This is a genomic window from Paenibacillus massiliensis subsp. panacisoli DSM 21345 (genome assembly GCF_000426545.1).
Classification (GTDB): domain Bacteria; phylum Bacillota; class Bacilli; order Paenibacillales; family Paenibacillaceae; genus Paenibacillus; species Paenibacillus panacisoli.
In genome coordinates this window covers 29682-47749 of sequence record NZ_KE384536.1, presented here as the reverse complement: position 1 = coordinate 47749, position 18068 = coordinate 29682, and the positions used below count along the sequence as shown (strand labels likewise).

Here is an 18068-nt window from a genome sequence, read left to right as displayed (position 1 = left end):
CTTCGACCTTTTGGTATGTTCCAGTTGTGGGTGTGCGGGTATAGCCAACTATAAATTCAGAAATTCAATCTTATTGCTGAGTCTTCGGTGCAGCATTGTCAGGTCTGGCTGGCTGCTCGCCGTTCACCAGCTTGGTGACAAAGCTCTTCAGATCGTCAGCTGAAGGCGCTGGCTTGCTCTTGTCGGCAGAGCTGTTAGCTGTGTCGTTAGCCGGGCGATCAGCGGTCTTTTGCGACATTTGGGAGACTAGCAGTCTGATCACCTTGTTCACATCCACACCTTGGGCTGTGGCAATGCTTGCAAGGGATTTATCGGATTGCAGTGCTTTGCTTAGCTCGTCCTGTGTCAAGCCGAGCAATGCTGCCAGCTCTGTATTGTTGGCGAACATGCCGCCTTTACCACCTTCTCCCGGACCGTCAGCCTTGAAGCTTCCCTTGCTCTCCAGGAGCTTGCCAGCAAGCTCGGTGTAGTTTGGAGCCTTTGCTGCGTCCTTCGTCGTCGTGTCTCCGGTCTTGTTCACATTTGCTGGACGGTCTGTGGATTGGTTATTCTCCAGCCAAGTAGCGATCTTCGTCTTCAAGGCTGCACCGTCCACGCCTTGCTCTGCTGCGATCTCGGCCAGGGATTTGTCTTTCAGTTTACTTTCCAGTGTAGTGCTGTCAAGGGAGAGCCAGCCCTGTAGTTGCGTGGACAAGCCTTGATTGCCGAAGTGCCCCAAGCCGCCACGTCCTTCAGGTGTTTGAGTGCCTTGAGCCTGAGCCTGCTTGCTGCCGGTTGCGCTTGTGGTACTGGCCGCCGCCTGTGCTCCTTGAGCAGACCAGATCGTACCACCTGCGAATAGAGCAGCGGCCATAGTTCCTGCGAGGAGAATTTGCTTGGTATTTTTGCGCTTCGTTGTATGTTTGTTCATCTTTACTTCCGCCCTTCAGTCATGGATTGTCTTACAAGGTCATTCTAGCCTGTGTATATGAATTCTCTCTAAATGCCCACTGAATATAAGCTGAAAGTGACAAGCGAGTAGGAAATGGGCTTAGAGCGTTCTGTGTCATCCTGAGTAAAAGGGGGAGAGTGTCTTGAGGAGACCCAATATGAGTTCAGCGACCTTGTGGGAATGAATTGAGCGATCTTGGACAGATGACTTCGTGACGGGTTTATTAATAGAGCAGGCTGCGCTAACTCCCGTTCTGCTCCAACTTACGGTACCGATTGGGAGACAGCCCTACCATTCTTTTGAAAGCCTTGGAGAAGGAGAACAAATCTGGATAACCTACAGTATGGGCGATCTCGGTTAGAGACAGCGTGGTCTCGTTCAGTAGGCGTCTCGCCTGATTCATTTTTAGACGCTGAATGTATTGCATGGGAGACAGCCCATAGCTCTTGCGGAATTGCTTCGTAAAATGGGTACGGTCCACTCCGGCATAGGTAGAGACACCTTCGACGGTAATGCCGCCTGCAAAATGAATATCCATGTATTCCTTTCCCTTCTGCAGCCATGGTGTTCCCTCGCCAGCAGGAAGGGTACCAGGTGGTGAATATTTGGTCATGCAGTCGAAAATGCCCAGAAAGCGCATGAGTCTCCCCAGGTCACGCTCCTGCTCGGCTGTAGGTCTCGCTTCCTCCATGAATGAACGCATGCCGTTTGCCATCTCGGAGGTGAGTACACCGGTGCGATGAGGCGACTCTGGCGTTAGTCCGACTCGGGACAGCAGCTGTGGGGCGAGCTCGCCATCGAAGGCCATGAAGATTTTGCGAAGCGGAGTATCTGGATCAGTCACATATTCATGGGTCACATGCGGGAAAAGGGAGAATATATCACGCGGACGCAATGAATAGATCTGTCCGTCCTGATAGAAGGTTCCTGCACCCTCCAGAATGAAGAGCAAGTAATAGTAAGGACTGGTGCGTGGCCCGATATGATAATTGGGTTTGGCAATATTCTGGCCAATTCGTATAGGCCAGGCGCCACTAGCTTTCTCGAAGTCGGATGGAGTGAAGAAAATGATATCCAGAAACTCATGGTGATCCTCTTTCATCAGTTCTGTCATCAAGAGCACCTCTTCGCCGTGTTTTTATAACCAATTATACAGGTGGGTTTTGTGGATATTCAAGAATTTGTATAAAATCGAATTTGAATTGACCACAAATAGACAAAAAAAATCAACGCTTAATGACATGGATCATTGACAAATGGATTGCTATGATACTAATACTTATTATTCCAACTGAAATTATTGGTTTATAAAAAGAATGTTTCAGGAAAGGAAGCGTGTCATATGAGCGTGCATGTGTCTGAACAGGAGGAGATTCGTTTTGGCTGGTTTCTGCCAACGGCAGGAGATGGAAGATATGTAGGGATCGAGCCGGAAAGACAGCCTACGCTGGAGTATCTGGTTAAAGTAGCTCAGGCAGCGGAGCGGGGTGGCTGTGACTTTGTACTGATTCCGACAGGTGGGGCTTGTCTGGATGCCTGGGTAGTGGGCTCAGCTATAGCCAGTCATACCTCTACACTGAGGCCATTGGTTGCTATTCGACCAGGCTTGGTAGCGCCTGTACTGGCAGCTCGCATGGGAGCGGCGCTGGATCAGCTATCTGGTGGTCGTGCCATGATAAATGTCGTCACAGGCAGCTCGGTGCGTGATCTGGAGGAGCTGGGTGATCCGCTCGCCCATGCGCATGATGAGCGCTACATCCGTGCGGGTGAATATATGGAGGTCATCCAGCGGGCATGGTCAGCGTCCAAGGGGATGAATGATTCGGAGTTCGCGAAGTTAGCGAGCGCAGGAGAGCATTCTTCTGAAGACTTCGAAGGGAAGTATTATCAGTTCCATGGACCTGTCGGAATGCCGGAGACACTCCAGTCACCGCATCCGCCATTTTACCTGGGCGGCAGCTCACGAATAGCCAAGCGCATGGCTGCAGAATATGCAGACACCTTCCTAATGTGGGGTGAGCCGCAGGATTGGATTCGGGAGCAGATTACCGAGATGGAGGAGATTCGGACAGAGCTGCAGCGGGAGACGGGACGTGCTCGCGATCTACGCTATGGCATGCGTGCACAGGTGCTGGTGAGAGATACAGAGGAGGAGGCTTGGGAAGCCGCTTGGGATATCATCAGCAAGGTACCTGCTGAGGCGATTGAACAAGCCAGTAAAGCCTTCAGCGAGACTGACGCCACCAACCAGCGTAGACAGAACGAGCTGCGGGAGATCACAGCGAAGCAACGTTTCATGGCAGGGCCTAACCTGTGGACAGGCCTGTCTGTAGTTCGATCAGGCGGGGCCATCCTGATTGTAGGTACTGCCGAGCAGATCACAGATCGCTTGCTGGAATACGTTGAACTGGGTGTGTCTACCTTCATTCTGTCTGGCTACCCCCATCTGGAGGAGGCGGAACGGTTCGGGGCATCGGTATTACCGCTCTTCCGCAGTCGCTTACTGGATCAGCAACGTGCACGAGCGAGTCAATCGGTCTAAGTTGCTTCTGGCCTAGTGTCGATTAGCGTCAATTACAGGACCAACAATGTCATGATCAAGACGCTTCCCCTACCACAAAGCTGCACAAATGCGTGCTTAACGAACTAGGCTCCTCGTCTGGAGCAGATCTGCACTACCCGTTGATCTGGCCGTTGATCCGGTCAAGGTGATAGTGGCATTATCATTCCGCACATTATTACTACAGGAGGTTATCCGTATGTTTCGTAGACAACGTTACGCCTATTCGTGGGCGCTTGCTCTTATTTTATTCATGTCCGTGGTGCTTGCTGCCTGCGGAGGTCAGGGTGGTGCTACAGGTGGCCAAGATTCCGAGCAAGCAGATGCGTCCGGATCTGCCCCTGTGAAGCTTAGCTTCATTCACTGGCGAGGAGAGGATACGGAGGCTCTAAATACAGCGATTGCCGAATTCGAGCGCGAGAATCCCAATATCACTGTTGAAATGCAGACTCTCCCTTCTGATCAATATCAATCCACGGTCCAGTCCAAGATTGGCGATGGGGCTGTCGGGGATGTGTTTGCTTCCTTCCCGGGTGCTCAGTTTGAGACCTTTGTGCAAGCAGGGCTGTTCACTGATCTGACGGGGGAAGGATTTCTGTCTTCATATAATCCTCAGCTGATTGCGGCCGGACAGAAGGATGGACGGCAGTACGCGGTTCCTTACCAGCTTGTGTACAACGATCCCATCTATAATGTGAAGCTGTTCGAGAAATATGGTCTGACACCACCAGTGGACTGGGAAGGCTTCCTGGCGCTCTGCCAGACGCTTAAGGATAACGGGATGATTCCAATTGCCTTTGCAGGTGCGGATATCGGTCCGGGGCAATTCATGAACACGATGGTCATGAACAATGCACCTACAGATGATGTCTTCACGAAGGTGGAGGCGGGCGAGGCTAAGCTTACGGATGAATTCTGGGTGAGGACCCTGACGCAGATCAAGGAGCTGAACGACAAGGGCTACTTCCAGCCAGATGCACTGGGGACCAAGGACGCAGCAGCAGGGGCTCTGTTCATTCAGGAAAGAGCGGCGATGCTCGCCAGCGGTTCCTACCAGCTCGCTCAGAACAAGCTGCAGAACCCGGAGCTGGAGCAGCAACTGCTGGCCCCGATTACTGTAAGTGCCGATCAGGCCAGATATGAGGGCGTGCATACCACCACGTTCATGCTCGCAGTGAACAGTAAGTCCAAGCATCCTGAGGAGGCCAAGACATTCATCGAATATCTGAGCCGCCCCGAGGTAGCAGGAGCCTATGCCAACGCAACAGGTCAAAATGTAACTGTAAAGGATGTTGAATATAATACGCCTGAGCTGAAGGCAGCAGGAGCTTGGGCTGACAGGAAGACAGTCTTCCAGCCACGGTTCACCATTCTGAGTGGAGATAACCAAAAGGCCGTTACGAACTCCATTCAGGCCGTTCTGAGTGGTACATCTCCAACGGAAGCTGCTCAGGAGGCGCAGACAGTCATTGAACAGCACATAGCCAAGGCCGGGAAGTAGCCTATGAAGACACGGCTTCATTTACTGCTGTTCCTGCTGCCGGGACTTGTCTTGTATGGAGGCTTGTTCATTGTTCCAACCTTAACAGGCCTATATTATTCATTTACCAACTGGGACGGAGTATCTCCGTCCTATCAGTTCGTTGGTACAGCCAATTATATCGATAGCTTCAATAGCATTGTGTTCCGTAAGGCGTTTGGCAATAACATTAAATTCATGCTGGTAGTCGTGCTCGCGCAGACCTTCATCTCACTGGTGCTGGCTCTGATGCTGGTGGGCAATACGAGAACACATATCGCCCTGCGTGCATTGTACTTCCTGCCTGCGATCCTCTCTACGGTATCGGTGGGGATCGTCTGGTCGTTCATGTATGATCCGTCCATTGGAATGGTGAACACTGGGCTCCAGGAATTGGGAGCCTCGGCGGCCACCCGTAACTGGATCGGAGATCCGAAGCTGGCGCTCTACTCTGTCGCCGCGGTTCAGGTGTGGGCCCATGCGGGGCAGATGATAATCGTATTTATCGCGGGGCTGCAAGCTATACCAGTCGAATTGTATGAGGCTGCCAAAATGGATGGTGGTGGGCGTTGGGAGACCTTCCGTCAGATCACCTGGCCATTACTGGCCCCCTCTGCGACTATTGTTGTGGCCTACACAACGATTCAGTCGTTCAAGGCATTTGATCTCATCTTTACGATGACGGTGGTGGACCGAACTATGCTACAGAAATTCTGAGCACTTATATTTACCACACGGCCTTCGGCAGTTATTCGTTCGGACTGGCTTCAGCTGCCTCTATGATGTTCCTTGTGCTGCTGGCTCTGCTGACATTGCTGCAGTTCAAGGCACTTCGAGCGGAGCGGGTCAGCGGGTAATACCGGACTACAGCCAGAGAGGAGGTAAAGCTATGGTGATGCGCTGGTTCAAACGTGTGCTTCTGTCAGTCTATGCCCTTTTGATTGTGGCTCCAATGTATTTTGTGTTGGTGTCCTCTTTCAAGACGAGCAGCAATTTCTTTACTAAGCCGCTAGCCTGGCCTGATCCGTGGACGTGGGATAACTTGTATCAGCTATTCCGCAATCAGCCGATGTGGGGATATTTCCTGAATAGTCTGCTGGTTACTACTGGAACTGTAATACTTGAGCTTCTGCTCGGCAGTATGATCGCCTATGCTATCGTCCGCTGGAAGGGGAGACTGGGGGCTGTCATTTTTGGACTGTTCGTGGCTGGCTTAATCGTTCCCTCGCAGGTCAACATGCTGCCAATCTATGCACTGACTCGTTCGCTGGGCTGGTCTGACAGCCTTGCTGGCCTCGTGATTGTGACTACAGCCATGCTGCTGCCCGTATCTGTCTTCATGCTGACTGGATATATGCGTATGCTGCCATCGGAGATTCTGGAGGCAGGCAGTATTGACGGTGCAAGCGAATGGAGGCTGTATGCCCGAATTGCCCTGCCGCTTGCAGCCCCTTCACTTGCCGCGACGGCGATTTTCCTGCTGGTCATGGTCTGGAATGATCTCTTGATGCCCATGCTCATGCTGAGCAGCAAGTCAAAGCTGACACTACCATTGGTGCTGCTACAATTCAGGGGAGAGTATGTAACACAATATCCGATGCTACTGATGGGTGTACTAGTCACGGCGATCCCAATTGTGGTGCTGTTCGTGGTGTTGCAGCGATATTTTGTGGCAGGTCTTGCTGCTGGCTCGCTCAAGGGTTAATGAACTCCTGCATACCTCATTGCAGAGCAGTCTCTTAAGGGTCAAGATACAATGGATATATTAAGGGAATTGAATACACATTTACCGTGAAGGCAATGAACGATGCGGGCAGCAGCGTGGCATCTGTGGCGTCTGTGGAGTCCATATTCCGACAGTGCAGCCGTTGCGGAGTGGGCGAAAGACGGGATGGCGGATAGGATCCAGGCTGGGATTATTTCAGGAAGAAACGGTAGTCGATTAGCTCTCAAAACATTTATTACTAGAGCTGAGGTAGCAACCAACGATTGTGCGGAGACTGCTTCAACAATCGGATCTCATTTAGACAGCATGAATTTCTAATACCAATATTCCAATATAAATGTCGGAGGGTCTCCTTATCAAGGGGGCCTTCTTTTACTTTTAAGAAGACTGAGATCCGTATCATTTTCATTTTAATTAATGTTATTATTAAGTATTAATAAAAATATTGACCATCCATCTTCATCATGTTATATTGTCCTTGCAGATAAGAGAGGCTCCGTATCCTCACATTTGGAAAGGATGGTATCCATGTCACAATCTTTAAAGGCAAAAATGATTATTGATAAGTCGTTCCGCATTGCAGAGGTGGATAAACGTATATATGGCTCTTTTATTGAGCATCTGGGTCGTGCTGTATATGGAGGTATCTATGAGCCCTCACATCCGTTGGCAAATGAGAGCGGTTTCCGGAGTGACGTGAAGGAATTGGTGAAGGAGCTGGACGTACCGATCATTCGTTATCCAGGTGGTAACTTCGTATCGGGCTATAACTGGGAGGATGGTGTAGGCCCGGTTGCGGACAGGCCCAAACGTCTGGAGCTCGCATGGAGAACCGTAGAGCCTAACGAGATTGGTACGAATGAATTTTTCCAATGGACTCGTGAGGTCGGCTCCGAGGTCATGATGGCAGTCAACCTGGGGACACGTGGTATCGATGCCGCACGCAATCTAGTAGAATACTGCAATCATCCAGGTGGTTCATACTGGAGTGATCTGCGTCGCAGTCATGGCGTGGAGCAGCCGCATAAGATCAAGACCTGGTGTCTGGGGAATGAGATGGATGGTCCGTGGCAGATCGGCCACAAAACAATGCATGAATATGGTCGCATCGCACTGGAAGCAGCCAAGGTTATGCGTTGGGTAGATCCGGATATTGAACTGGTCGCTTGCGGTAGCTCTAATACAGGAATGACTACTTTCCCTGAGTGGGAAGCTGTGACGCTGGATCACACCTATGATGCTGTAGACTACATCTCCCTGCACCAATACTATGGCAACCGTGATAATGATACAGAGAATTTCCTCGCGTTGACGATGGACCTGGATCATTTCATCCATACGATTAAATCGACTTGTGATTATATCAAAGCGAAGAAGCGTAGCAAGAAGACCATGATGCTGAGCTTCGACGAGTGGAATGTGTGGTTCCATTCCAATGAAGCAGATAGCAAAATGGAGCCATGGCAGATTGCTCCGCCGCAGCTGGAGGATATCTATACCTTCGAGGATGCGCTGTTGGTAGGGAGTATGCTGATTACCTTCCTGCGTCATGCAGACCGGGTACGTATGGCTTGTCTCGCTCAATTGGTCAATGTCATTGCGCCAATCATGACTGAGAATAATGGCAGAGCATGGAAGCAGACCATCTTCTATCCTTACATGCATGCATCTCGCTTCGGACGTGGTGTATCCCTGATGCCAGTCGTGGATTCGCCGAAGTACGATTCCAAGGATTTCACAGATGTGCCTTATCTGGACAGCGCTGTAGTCTATAATGAAGAGAACGAGGAACTGACGATCTTCGCAGTGAACCGTAACCTGAATGATGCGCTGGAGCTGAACTGTGATGTTCGTAGCTTCGAGGGCTTCGAGATTGTAGAGCATCTGGTCATGGAAAGTGATGATCTGAAGGCCACCAACTCGGCTGCACAAGAGAAGGTAGCGCCACGTAGCGGCGGTAGTGCGAAGCTGGATGGCGGTGTCGTATCCGCTAGCCTGAACAAGGCTTCCTGGAACGTTATTCGTCTGGCGAAAAAGTAATGTCAGGCAGGCTGGATAGCTTGTATCGAATGATGTGAAGTGAATTAGGTAATAAATGAGTTAATAAACGAGTAGATAAGTGCGGACGCTGAGGAGAATTCCAATGCTGTCCGCGCTTTTTGTCTTGGGAGGGATGCTATGAGAAAAGAGGTGTCTGTCACGCCTGAAGAAGGCTTTATTGGACCCAGTCTTGCACCTGACACAGCCACACCATATGCGGGGAATCCGGTCCCCAGCGATCCTTTGCAATTGCGTAGGGAGGCCCGAACTTCCGGGTCCAGCGCACCTGTGCTCGTCGATAGCCGCTATCGAGGCAGAATTGCTTGATCCCCTGCTTGTCCAACTGCCGTACCATTTCACTGATTAGTGCAGAACCGATGCCACGATTCTGATAGTCAGGAAGAATATATAGACTTCCCAGTTCCCCAACATCCTTCAGCTGTCCGTCGGTGCATTCGGATATCAGCTGGCCAGAGGGGCCGTAAGAAATCGTGCCTACCACCTCGTCACGCACTCGGGCGATCAAGAAGTGCAGCGCAGGCTCTTGTGTGTACAGGGCATTAGCCAAGCGCTCCTGCTTATGGCTAATTTCGTATTCGATATCCTCCAGGTGCGCCTCCAGTCCTTCTTGCTTGAAGGCATCCCTGATCGCCAGCTCAAATACGCGGTGGATCTGTCTGATCTCGCCAGCAGCGGGTGGTCCAATGTTCAAATTGTGCAGCGGGTTCATGGGCTGTTCTCCTTTGGTTTGTGTCCATTCCAATCCTATCTGGCATCAAGCATATCGAATGATATGGATCGTTTCAACCGTCTAGCCAGTAGTCTAGCAGTGCTGCACACTGTTTGGTACCTCGCCGTCAGCGGTTGTTTGCCAATGCACACAATATGTTTACATATATTTCATACAGCATGAACATGAATAAGTTACGTTATAGTGAGTAGGATTTGGACAAATATATAGACATACTAAAGTGTATATGGATGACTGAATCAAAATAGAAACACACGGAGGTATACATAGATGACGACAACACCAATTATTAATTTTGCCCATCGCGGTGCATCCGGTACATGCCCGGAGAATACCATGATTGCTTTTCGGCAGGCTATAGAATTGGGTGCTACGGGGATTGAGACCGATGTACAGCGGACAAAGGATGGTAAGCTTGTGCTGATTCATGATGAGTCTCTGGAGCGTACAACCGGCCTGCCACGCTTGGTTAAGGATGTGACTGGTGCAGAGCTGGAGTCGCTTGATGCAGGTAGCTGGTTTGACCCGAGCTTTCAGGGGGAGCGCGTACCGGAGCTACATGAGCTGCTGGAGCTGGGGAGAGAGCACGGGATTGTATTGAATCTGGAGCTGAAAAATGGAATAGTTCCTTATGAGGGTCTGGAGGAAGAGGTCATTGCTGCCGTTCGAAGCTTCGGTCTGGAGGAACAGGTTATCATCTCAAGCTTCAATCATTATTCCTTGGTAGAATGCCATCGGCTAGCTCCGGATATCCGCACGGGAGTCCTCTACATGGAAGGGCTCTACCGTCCATGGGAGTATGCACAATCGCTTGGTGCTACGGCACTTCATGCTTATAAAGAGGCGATCACTCCAGAGTGGGTGAAGTCCGCAGCAGAAGCTGGAGTAGCGTACCGTCCCTTTACGGTTAATGATGAGGAAGAGATGAGAGTATTCCTTGGTTATGGGGTACGTGGCATCATCACAGATTACCCGGAGCGTCTGCATTCGCTGTTGACGTTGAGTTAAATGCTTTGAGCTAGGTACATCGCTGATGCACGCGTCTGGATCGCATATGAACTATACTGAATTACGTTTAGCAACTAAGCTGTGAGTGTGAGGATATCTTTTTTTAAAAAAATCCATACTGGAGCAGGCACACGCGCCTGAGGGGCAGATTTACTTCATCCCCAGGCGCATCCGGTAGCTGAATACCACTTCTAGCGTCCGACCTTGGAAGTAGTCTTGTACCAGTGCTGCAAAACGAATCAGCTTCTGATCGAGCTCCTTCGAACCCAGCTTGAATACCGTCTGGACACCACCTTGACTTAGCACCAGTCCGATATAACGATCTGCATCGGCAATCTCGGTGTGATGGAAGCCTATTTCTCGGGTGTAACGGAAGACATGGCTCTCCTCCAGACGTCGCAGATGAGCAGACTTATCCAGCTTAAGCGGACGCTTCTCGGGATCTGCGAGTCGATGAATAATATCACTGGCGTGGTCCAGGATGTCCATATAGGCTGTCTCAATGTGCCAATTCGCACAAGGAGGCCATTCACAGTCATAGGCTGCAAATATTCCGCCGTCACGAAGCACACGTCCTGCTTCCTTCAGCGTGCTTGTCGGCTCCATCCAGTGGAAGGACTGCGAGCATGTGATGATATCCACGGAGGATGAGGGTAGTGGTAGGGTATTGGAATAGCCCTGTTCAAAGCTGATGTGCGGGGCATCTGTATACAATGCCAGCTTGTGCTTGGCTAAGGTAAGCATATCCGGGCTGGGCTCAACCCCGATGATCTGATCTGCAGCATCCTTCCATATAAAAGTAGACAAACCGGTGCCGCAGCCGACATCAGCTACTCGTGCAGGTCGGTGTCCCAGATAGTCTCTAAGAATGCGAGTGACAAATTGAGGCGCCTGCGGACGATTGCGATCATAGCCATCGGCGAATCCGGTGAAACGGTCAATGTTGCTCAGCAAATTTCCTTCGGGAATCAAGCTGTCTCCCCCTTGTTCTGCATATTGAACCGATACATGCTCCCGTAACAGACTGTTAGATGGTGAGCGTTAGTATCGTTCAACACTTATTGTACACGTCCAGGAGACATCCGGCAAAAAGTTCCAACTCTTCTTTTGTTTACAACGCCCCTCTAAGTCTGTTCTGTCTCTGCACTTCGTGGAACGAAGACCCATAGCCGGCTCCCTGTGTAGTTGATCATGAGACCGGCAAATGTAGCGAGCAGCTTGCAGATTGGCAATGTCCAGTCGGTGAGCTGATCCAGTAGACTAAGTAGCATCGCAGTGCAGCCTAGTGTAATCAGGTTGAGCACGATGAAGGAGACGAAGGACTTCCATGTACCAGAGAGATTCCGCTCACGGAACGTCCAATTTCGATTCAATACATAGCTGTTAAGTGTTCCTGCAGAATAGGACAGAGCCTGGGCAGGCACAATGGATACCCCTACCCACGATAACCATAGGAAAATAGTGAAATCTATCGCCGTGTTCAATACGCCTACAATTGCGAAGCGAAAAAAGGAAGTAAGGCGGACTTGCAGAATGCGGTCGCGTGTCTGCCGTGGTGTCGGTTCAGTTGACCTTATTCGCTTCATTCGTTCAAGCTCCTCTTCTCGGACGTGATGAATCCAGACTTCCGTGCGTATACACCATCTTTGCTGTCGCGGGGCTTGCTGTAGGTCTCACTGTTGGACCCGTTGGACCGTTAGCATCATAAGTATCTTCATTGTGTTGGACATCGGTAGCTTGCTCAGAAGATTGGAGCTGTTGACCACGTTCGAGCCTGACACATTCCCGGACAATGTAGAGCGGACGCGCCTTGGTCTCATCATAGATCCGCCCTACGTATTCCCCGATAATCCCCAGGATGACGAGAATCATGCCGTCAAATATCAGCTGCAGGCTGATTAGTGAAGACCAGCCTCTAACGGCATTATCCGTGAACAGACGAACACACAGTACATAGATCAAATACAGAAAGCCAGAGAGGGAGAGAAGAGCACCGAGGTATCCAGCCAGCTTCAGCGGCTTGTAAGAGAAGGAAGTCATGCCGTCCAGACACAACTTGAGCATCCGTTTTAGCGGATATTTCGTCTCCCCCGCAAATCGCTCATCCCGCTCATATTCCACAGCAATCTGGCGAAAGCCTACCCAACTAACCAGACCTCGCACGAAGCGATTGTTCTCGGGCAGGCGCTTCAGTTCATCCACGACCCTACGGTCCATTAACCGGAAGTCGCCTGTGTCGACGGGGATTGAGATGTCTGTAGATGCGCGCAGGAGCCGATAGAATACCCGCGCGGACTGCTTTTTGAACCAGGATTCGCCGTGACGCTTGATGCGCTGGGCATAGACGACCTCATAGCCTCCCTGCCATCTGGCGACCATGTCCGGGATTAGCTCAGGTGGGTCCTGTAGATCTGCATCCAGAATAATGACCGCATCACCTATGGCATAATCCATTCCTGCGGTAATGGCTAGCTGATGACCGAAATTACGGGACAAATCAACCAGGATAACGGACTCATCTGTGGAGCTATAATCCTTGATCATATCTGCGCTACGATCGCTGCTGCCATCATTTACAAAGATCAGCTCGTAAGGCTCGCCTAGCTCCCGCATGACGTGTTTTATTCTGCGATAGGTTTCCTGAATGACAGCTTCTTCATTATACATTGGCACTATTACCGAATAACGGATGGTTGTCAGTTGCTTGGTGTGGGTCATTGTCGTGTCCTCCTTACCAGGATACTTCGTACAGCTGAGCAGAGGCAGACGCTGTCGATTGCCACTCGGCCGCAGGGATTTCTCGGCCATGCTCCTTGATCCAGTTGACGAGCTCAGAGCGATCACTGCCCATGCCGCTCGTCACGAGAAAGTATTTTACCTGACCGCTCTCCACGAGCGCCTGCAGCTTATCGGTATCATATACAGGATCAGATTGCACAAAGCCGTGTAAAATGATGATCTTCTCCCCGTAATCAATCAGATAAGGGGCAGCAGCTGTATAGTTCAGGGTTGCTAATAAGTAAGTCTCGTCCGTATTATGCTGGCGAAGATATTGAAGCAGCTTCTCATCTGCCTGTGGTGTACCACCCATACCCAATCCCCTTGTCGGGAGGCTGGCTGCTCCCGGGAATCTGGTCATCGTACCAGGTGCTTCATCTGCACTAGCTGCTTCATCACTTGCATCTGCTGAGGAACTAAGCATCCCGGGGGGTGTAGTTCGGTTCATGGCCGACTGGATTCCGTCACCCCGCTCACCGTCAGGACCGCCCCTTCCTCCGCGATCACCTAATTGACTTGGACCTGCTTGCGGAGTCATGCTATTCTGCCCATAAGTAATGGGAGTAGTCGCCCAGTATATAGGCCCGATGAAGAGGGCCATCAAGCCAGTTATGACAGCTAGTCGTCTGCCCCAAATCATATAGCGACGGTCCGAGGTAGCGTGTTGTCCATCGGTGCCGCCAGTAGCTCGAATCCATAGAAGCAGGGTTGCGCCTATCACACCTGTGACCCAAGCGGTATGGGGCCAGAAGCTACCGATGCTCTCGGTGTAGCCCTTCATGATATACCAAGCGAACACGCCTGTAAGGAGTATGGATGCTGGCAATAGCCAAGCTGTCCAATTGTTCTCTCTGGAGCGATATTGTGTCCACATGCTCACCCAGCCTGCCCCGAGCAGCGCAGCGATTGGAGGTGCGAGCATGATGAGATAGTAATGATGGAAGAATCCTGCAATGCTGAAGAATCCCGCAATCGGTATGAGCCAGGACAGCCAGAATAGGACCTCTTTCTGCTGGAGTGACCAGCTCCGTATGCGGCGACGAGCAAGAATGCTAATCGCTGCGAGCACAGCGAATGGAATTAGCCAGCTCGCTTGACCGGACAGCTCGCTCTGGAACAGACGGAGTGGGCCAGGGGTCCCTGTTCCGAACATCCCGCCACTATTCAGCCTGTCACCACCAGGACCTCCGCTAGTTGGGCCTTCACCAGTTGGACCTCCTGTGCCAGGCCCTCCACCGGTTGCACTTCCAGCGCCAGGACCATGACTCGCTTGGGCGCCACCATTACCGTTGATCTGATCTTTTGCCATCACGCGCTTGCCTTGATTGTTGTAGTTCGTCTGATTCGAGAGATTAGCAGGACGTGTATTCTCTCTACCATCGCTCTGCTCTGTGTCCCCTTGCCCACGATCTCCCGTAAGACGAGCAATGCCATTATAGCCAAAGGCCAGATTCATGACGGAATTCGTCCCGCTGCTCCCTACGTAAGGTCGCTGATCAGCCGGAGTGGAATCCACTGCTAGCGGCCAGGAGAGGGAGAGGATCAACAGGGCTGCGGCGCTCCCAGCAAGAGTAGCTACTTTTCGCTTCCAAGGTACACTCGCCGCGAGAATATAGAAGAGGATGAAGGCAGGAATAACCATGTAAGCTTGCAGCATCTTCATATTGAAGCCGACACCGATTAAGGCAAAGGAAGCGATGATAGAGCTGCTGGAGCTGCGGCGAATGCCACGAAATAGAAGCCATGCTGCCAGAAGCAAGGTGAAGACCAGCATGCTGTCGATATTGTTCGTCCGACTTACGGATACAGCTACGGGAGTGCATGCCATAGCGAATGCGCTTAGCCGTGCTGCCGTTAGGCCAAACGTAGGCTTTAGCAACGCGTATAGCAAGAGTACAGAGCCGATCTGAGCCAGGACTTGTGGAAGGATGACGCTCCAGCCATGCAAGCCAAATAGATAGGCGCTAGCTGCCTGCACCCAGAACGTAACAGGAGGCTTGTCGATGGAGACCGAACCAGCTGAGTCAAGTGACACGAAGAAGAAGTTGTGCCAGCTCTGGAGCATACTTGCGACCGCTGTCGTGTAATATGTGTTCACGTAGTGATCCCGCCAGATGTTATAACCACTAAGGAAGGCTGAGAATAGCAGGATGCACAGCAGTGGGATGTCTATTTTGTTCAATAATGTTGTAAGCCTGCGCCACATATCCGTTCACTCCCGATTCTTGTATGAATTTATTTATATAGTGGACCGAATACCTGAAGTACTCATGAGGCTGCGCTGAAAATTAGCTGAAATGTCTGGTGATGCGACGACCATCATTTTTTCAGTGAAAATTCAGTGCCATCCTCAGCCGAGTTGCGTCATAATGGAAATATTAAATTGTAGAGGGAATGGCTAAATGCAGCCATTGGAAGTGGATGCTGTAGCAACACAATGGCTTCAGCAGTGTGCCATGGACTAGCTGAGGATTTGAGGTATAGAGAGGATGTCGCACGTATGACTACCATGAATGGAATCAAGATATTGCTTGTAGATGATGAGCCACATATTCTGCAATTTCTGGAATTCGGCCTGATAAATGAAGGCTATGAGGTGAGGACAGCTTCTAATGGAAGTGAAGGGCTGGAACTGGCACGGGAATATCGACCGCATGTAGCCATTCTCGATGTCATGATGCCAGAGATGAACGGGTTTGAGTTGTGCCGTAGCCTGAAGGAGACAGGGGATAACATTGCAGTAATTATGCTGACGGCGAAGGATGAGGTGGATGATCGGGTCAAGGGGCTTAAGCTGGGTGCTGATGATTATTTGGCCAAGCCCTTTAATTTCGAAGAACTGCTAGCCCGGATCAGAGCAAGGCTCCGCAATCAATTCCCTGATCTGCTTGGAGAAGTGACCTATGGGCCGTTCCGTGTAGATGATCGTCGCAAGGAAATTAAACATGCTGATCGGGTGCTGGAGCTGTCACCTACCGAATATGAGCTTCTGAAATTTATGGTGCTCAATCATGGTCTAGTACTCAGCAAGGCGCGTATTCTGGACCGAGTGTGGGGCTATGATTTTGGCGGAGAGGACAATATTGTCGAGGTGTATATTCGCTCCCTGCGCGATAAGCTTCAGGATAAGGAACATAAGCTCATTCGCACGCTGCGTGGGGTGGGCTACCGGATCGATCTGCCATGAGGTGGAACAAGGAGCGGTGGAGAGACTGGATGAATATGAACTCACTTCGCGCTCAGTTGCTTACACGAACGTTACTGATCGTGGCTGTGCTGCTTGTGCTAATAGGATTTTTGCAGTATGTATTCATGAAGGATTTCGTCTATCGTAACCGTGCTGAAGTCATGGAAGCGCAGCTGCGCTCTATGCCCGTGGATCTGTTGACCCGAGAGGCCAAGTCGAGTGGACGGGAAGGAATTCCACCGCAGGGACCGCCCGATCGGTATCTTTTTTTCTCGGATATGACACTGGCGATTATCCAGAAGGATGGAACCTTGCGGGATATCTCGCGTGAGGATGGGCTATCCGCTCCCAGACTATCGGAGGATATTTATGATAAGCTGCGTGCAAATGCCGAATCACGGCGACGAATGAGCGATTATTATCTGGTGGAGGATCATCAGGGGAATGAGCAGCTGGTCGTGGTCCGTGCACCAGGCCCAAAGGGCTCATCAGGTGAGCTACTGCAGATGGGTACCTCAACAGCTCCGCTCAAGGCACTCCTAATGCGCCAACAATTGACGTTCCTTTCTTTATCGTTGTTAGGGCTTGCTATCGGTGTGGTGTTAATGCTACCAATCCTGCGGCGGACGCTCATTCCGCTCTCCCAGATGGTCAAGACCGTGGGGCGTATTGATGCCGGTAATCTGACGGAGCGTGTGGCTACCGACCAAGGGCAGCAAGAGATAGACAGGCTTGCCGTATCATTTAACGGTATGCTGGAACGGTTGGAGGCTTCGTTTGCCACAGAAAAGGAAGCGCAGCTACAAATGAGGCGCTTTGTGGCAGATGCATCCCATGAGCTGCGAACCCCGCTTACCTCGATTCATGGCTTTCTGGAGGTGCTGCTCCGTGGGGCGGCCTCCAACCCCCAGCAGCTACAGGTAGCACTGGAGAGTATGTATGGCGAATCCAAGCGAATCAAGAAGCTCGTAGAGGATCTATTGCTATTGGCAAAGATGGATCGGGCTCCTGAGATGTTATTGAAGCCGACCTCGTTAGACGATATGCTCATTTCCATGAAGCCTCAATTACAGATGCTTGCTGGGGAACGTAAGGTGATCTACGATATTACCACAGAGGTACATGCTCCAATTGACGTGGATGCGATGAAGCAGGTGGTGCTTAACTTGTTCAGTAATGCGGTGCAGCATACCGATAGGTCGCTAGGTATCATTAAGGTAGGCCTGAGCGTGGAGGAGGGAATGGCAGTGCTTGATGTAGGCGATAATGGCCCAGGAATGGAGAAGGAGCAACTGGATCGAATCTTTGAACGCTTTTATCGTGGGGATACCTCGCGTACTCGAAGATCTGGCGGTGCAGGACTGGGGCTGTCTATTACTGAATCCATTGTACATGCACATCAGGGGCACATTGGAGTGAAAAGTGAGCCTGGCGAGGGAAGTGTTTTTACGGTGCGTCTGCCCTTAATGTAGCCTTGAATACAGAAGCCTCCGTTCCACAGTACATACGTGGGACGGAGGCTTCTTCACTTGATGCAGGTCCATAGCTTCGCTGGATACCAGCGAAGG

At 51.0% G+C, this 18068-nt stretch carries 15 protein-coding genes and 1 pseudogene; 9 read left to right on the top strand and 7 right to left on the bottom strand.

All coding sequences use genetic code 11. The annotated features are described in order from the left end of the window. Nucleotides 1-70: 70 nt before the first annotated feature. The gene (locus tag K331_RS0127325; protein WP_028592781.1) at nt 71-910 is read right to left on the bottom strand and encodes a hypothetical protein; all 840 of its coding nucleotides are present in this window, start codon (nt 908-910) and stop codon (nt 71-73) included. A 262-nt stretch (nt 911-1172) separates the two neighbouring features. Continuing rightward, nucleotides 1173-2045 (bottom strand): AraC family transcriptional regulator, encoded by an 873-nt coding sequence (locus K331_RS0127320; protein ID WP_036636054.1) that lies wholly within the window; start codon nt 2043-2045, stop codon nt 1173-1175. Nucleotides 2046-2273: 228 nt separating this feature from the next. Between K331_RS0127320 and K331_RS0127315 the strand changes: the two genes are divergently transcribed. From K331_RS0127315 to arfA, 6 genes and pseudogenes are all read left to right on the top strand, one after another. Then, complete coding sequence (locus tag K331_RS0127315) at nt 2274-3473, top strand: LLM class flavin-dependent oxidoreductase (protein ID WP_028592779.1); 1200 nt, start codon at nt 2274-2276, stop codon at nt 3471-3473. Between the two features lie 217 nt (nt 3474-3690). Beyond that, nucleotides 3691-4992 carry an ABC transporter substrate-binding protein gene (locus tag K331_RS0127310; RefSeq protein WP_028592778.1) on the top strand — a complete coding sequence of 434 codons (1302 nt, stop codon included), beginning with the start codon at nt 3691-3693 and terminating at the stop codon, nt 4990-4992. A 3-nt stretch (nt 4993-4995) separates the two neighbouring features. After that, nucleotides 4996-5867 (top strand): annotated as a pseudogene (locus K331_RS30730) (carbohydrate ABC transporter permease). Between the two features lie 32 nt (nt 5868-5899). Continuing rightward, nucleotides 5900-6715 (top strand): carbohydrate ABC transporter permease, encoded by an 816-nt coding sequence (locus tag K331_RS0127300; protein ID WP_028592777.1) that lies wholly within the window; start codon nt 5900-5902, stop codon nt 6713-6715. Nucleotides 6716-6817: 102 nt separating this feature from the next. After that, the gene (locus K331_RS33210) at nt 6818-7054 is read left to right on the top strand and encodes an S-layer homology domain-containing protein (protein ID WP_028592776.1); all 237 of its coding nucleotides are present in this window, start codon (nt 6818-6820) and stop codon (nt 7052-7054) included. A gap of 210 nt (nt 7055-7264) precedes the next feature. Continuing rightward, the gene (gene arfA / locus K331_RS0127290; protein ID WP_028592775.1) at nt 7265-8776 is read left to right on the top strand and encodes an arabinosylfuranosidase ArfA; all 1512 of its coding nucleotides are present in this window, start codon (nt 7265-7267) and stop codon (nt 8774-8776) included. A gap of 175 nt (nt 8777-8951) precedes the next feature. Here the strand turns inward: arfA and K331_RS0127285 are convergent, their stop codons facing one another. Then, a complete protein-coding gene (locus K331_RS0127285; protein WP_084165598.1) occupies nt 8952-9506 on the bottom strand; it encodes a GNAT family N-acetyltransferase in 555 nt (184 codons plus the stop codon). Between the two features lie 291 nt (nt 9507-9797). Between K331_RS0127285 and K331_RS0127280 the strand changes: the two genes are divergently transcribed. After that, on the top strand, nt 9798-10535 hold the full coding sequence (locus K331_RS0127280) for a glycerophosphodiester phosphodiesterase (protein WP_028592773.1): 738 nt from the start codon (nt 9798-9800) through the stop codon (nt 10533-10535). A 150-nt stretch (nt 10536-10685) separates the two neighbouring features. Here the strand turns inward: K331_RS0127280 and K331_RS0127275 are convergent, their stop codons facing one another. From K331_RS0127275 to K331_RS0127260, 4 genes are all read right to left on the bottom strand, one after another. Then, nucleotides 10686-11507: a class I SAM-dependent methyltransferase gene (locus tag K331_RS0127275; RefSeq protein ID WP_028592772.1), complete on the bottom strand. Its 822-nt coding sequence runs from the start codon at nt 11505-11507 to the stop codon at nt 10686-10688. A gap of 152 nt (nt 11508-11659) precedes the next feature. After that, nucleotides 11660-12121, bottom strand: coding sequence for a GtrA family protein (locus tag K331_RS0127270; protein ID WP_084165597.1), 462 nt, complete (start codon nt 12119-12121; stop codon nt 11660-11662). Between the two features lie 4 nt (nt 12122-12125). Then, on the bottom strand, nt 12126-13253 hold the full coding sequence (locus K331_RS0127265; RefSeq protein WP_028592770.1) for a glycosyltransferase family 2 protein: 1128 nt from the start codon (nt 13251-13253) through the stop codon (nt 12126-12128). Between the two features lie 13 nt (nt 13254-13266). After that, nucleotides 13267-15519, bottom strand: coding sequence for an ArnT family glycosyltransferase (locus K331_RS0127260; RefSeq protein ID WP_028592769.1), 2253 nt, complete (start codon nt 15517-15519; stop codon nt 13267-13269). 294 nt (nt 15520-15813) lie between these two features. On the opposite strand from K331_RS0127260, the gene K331_RS0127255 reads away from it, so the two are divergent. After that, the gene (locus tag K331_RS0127255; RefSeq protein ID WP_028592768.1) at nt 15814-16500 is read left to right on the top strand and encodes a response regulator transcription factor; all 687 of its coding nucleotides are present in this window, start codon (nt 15814-15816) and stop codon (nt 16498-16500) included. A gap of 35 nt (nt 16501-16535) precedes the next feature. After that, nucleotides 16536-17972: a sensor histidine kinase gene (locus K331_RS0127250; RefSeq protein ID WP_156897733.1), complete on the top strand. Its 1437-nt coding sequence runs from the start codon at nt 16536-16538 to the stop codon at nt 17970-17972. Nucleotides 17973-18068 lie beyond the last annotated feature (96 nt).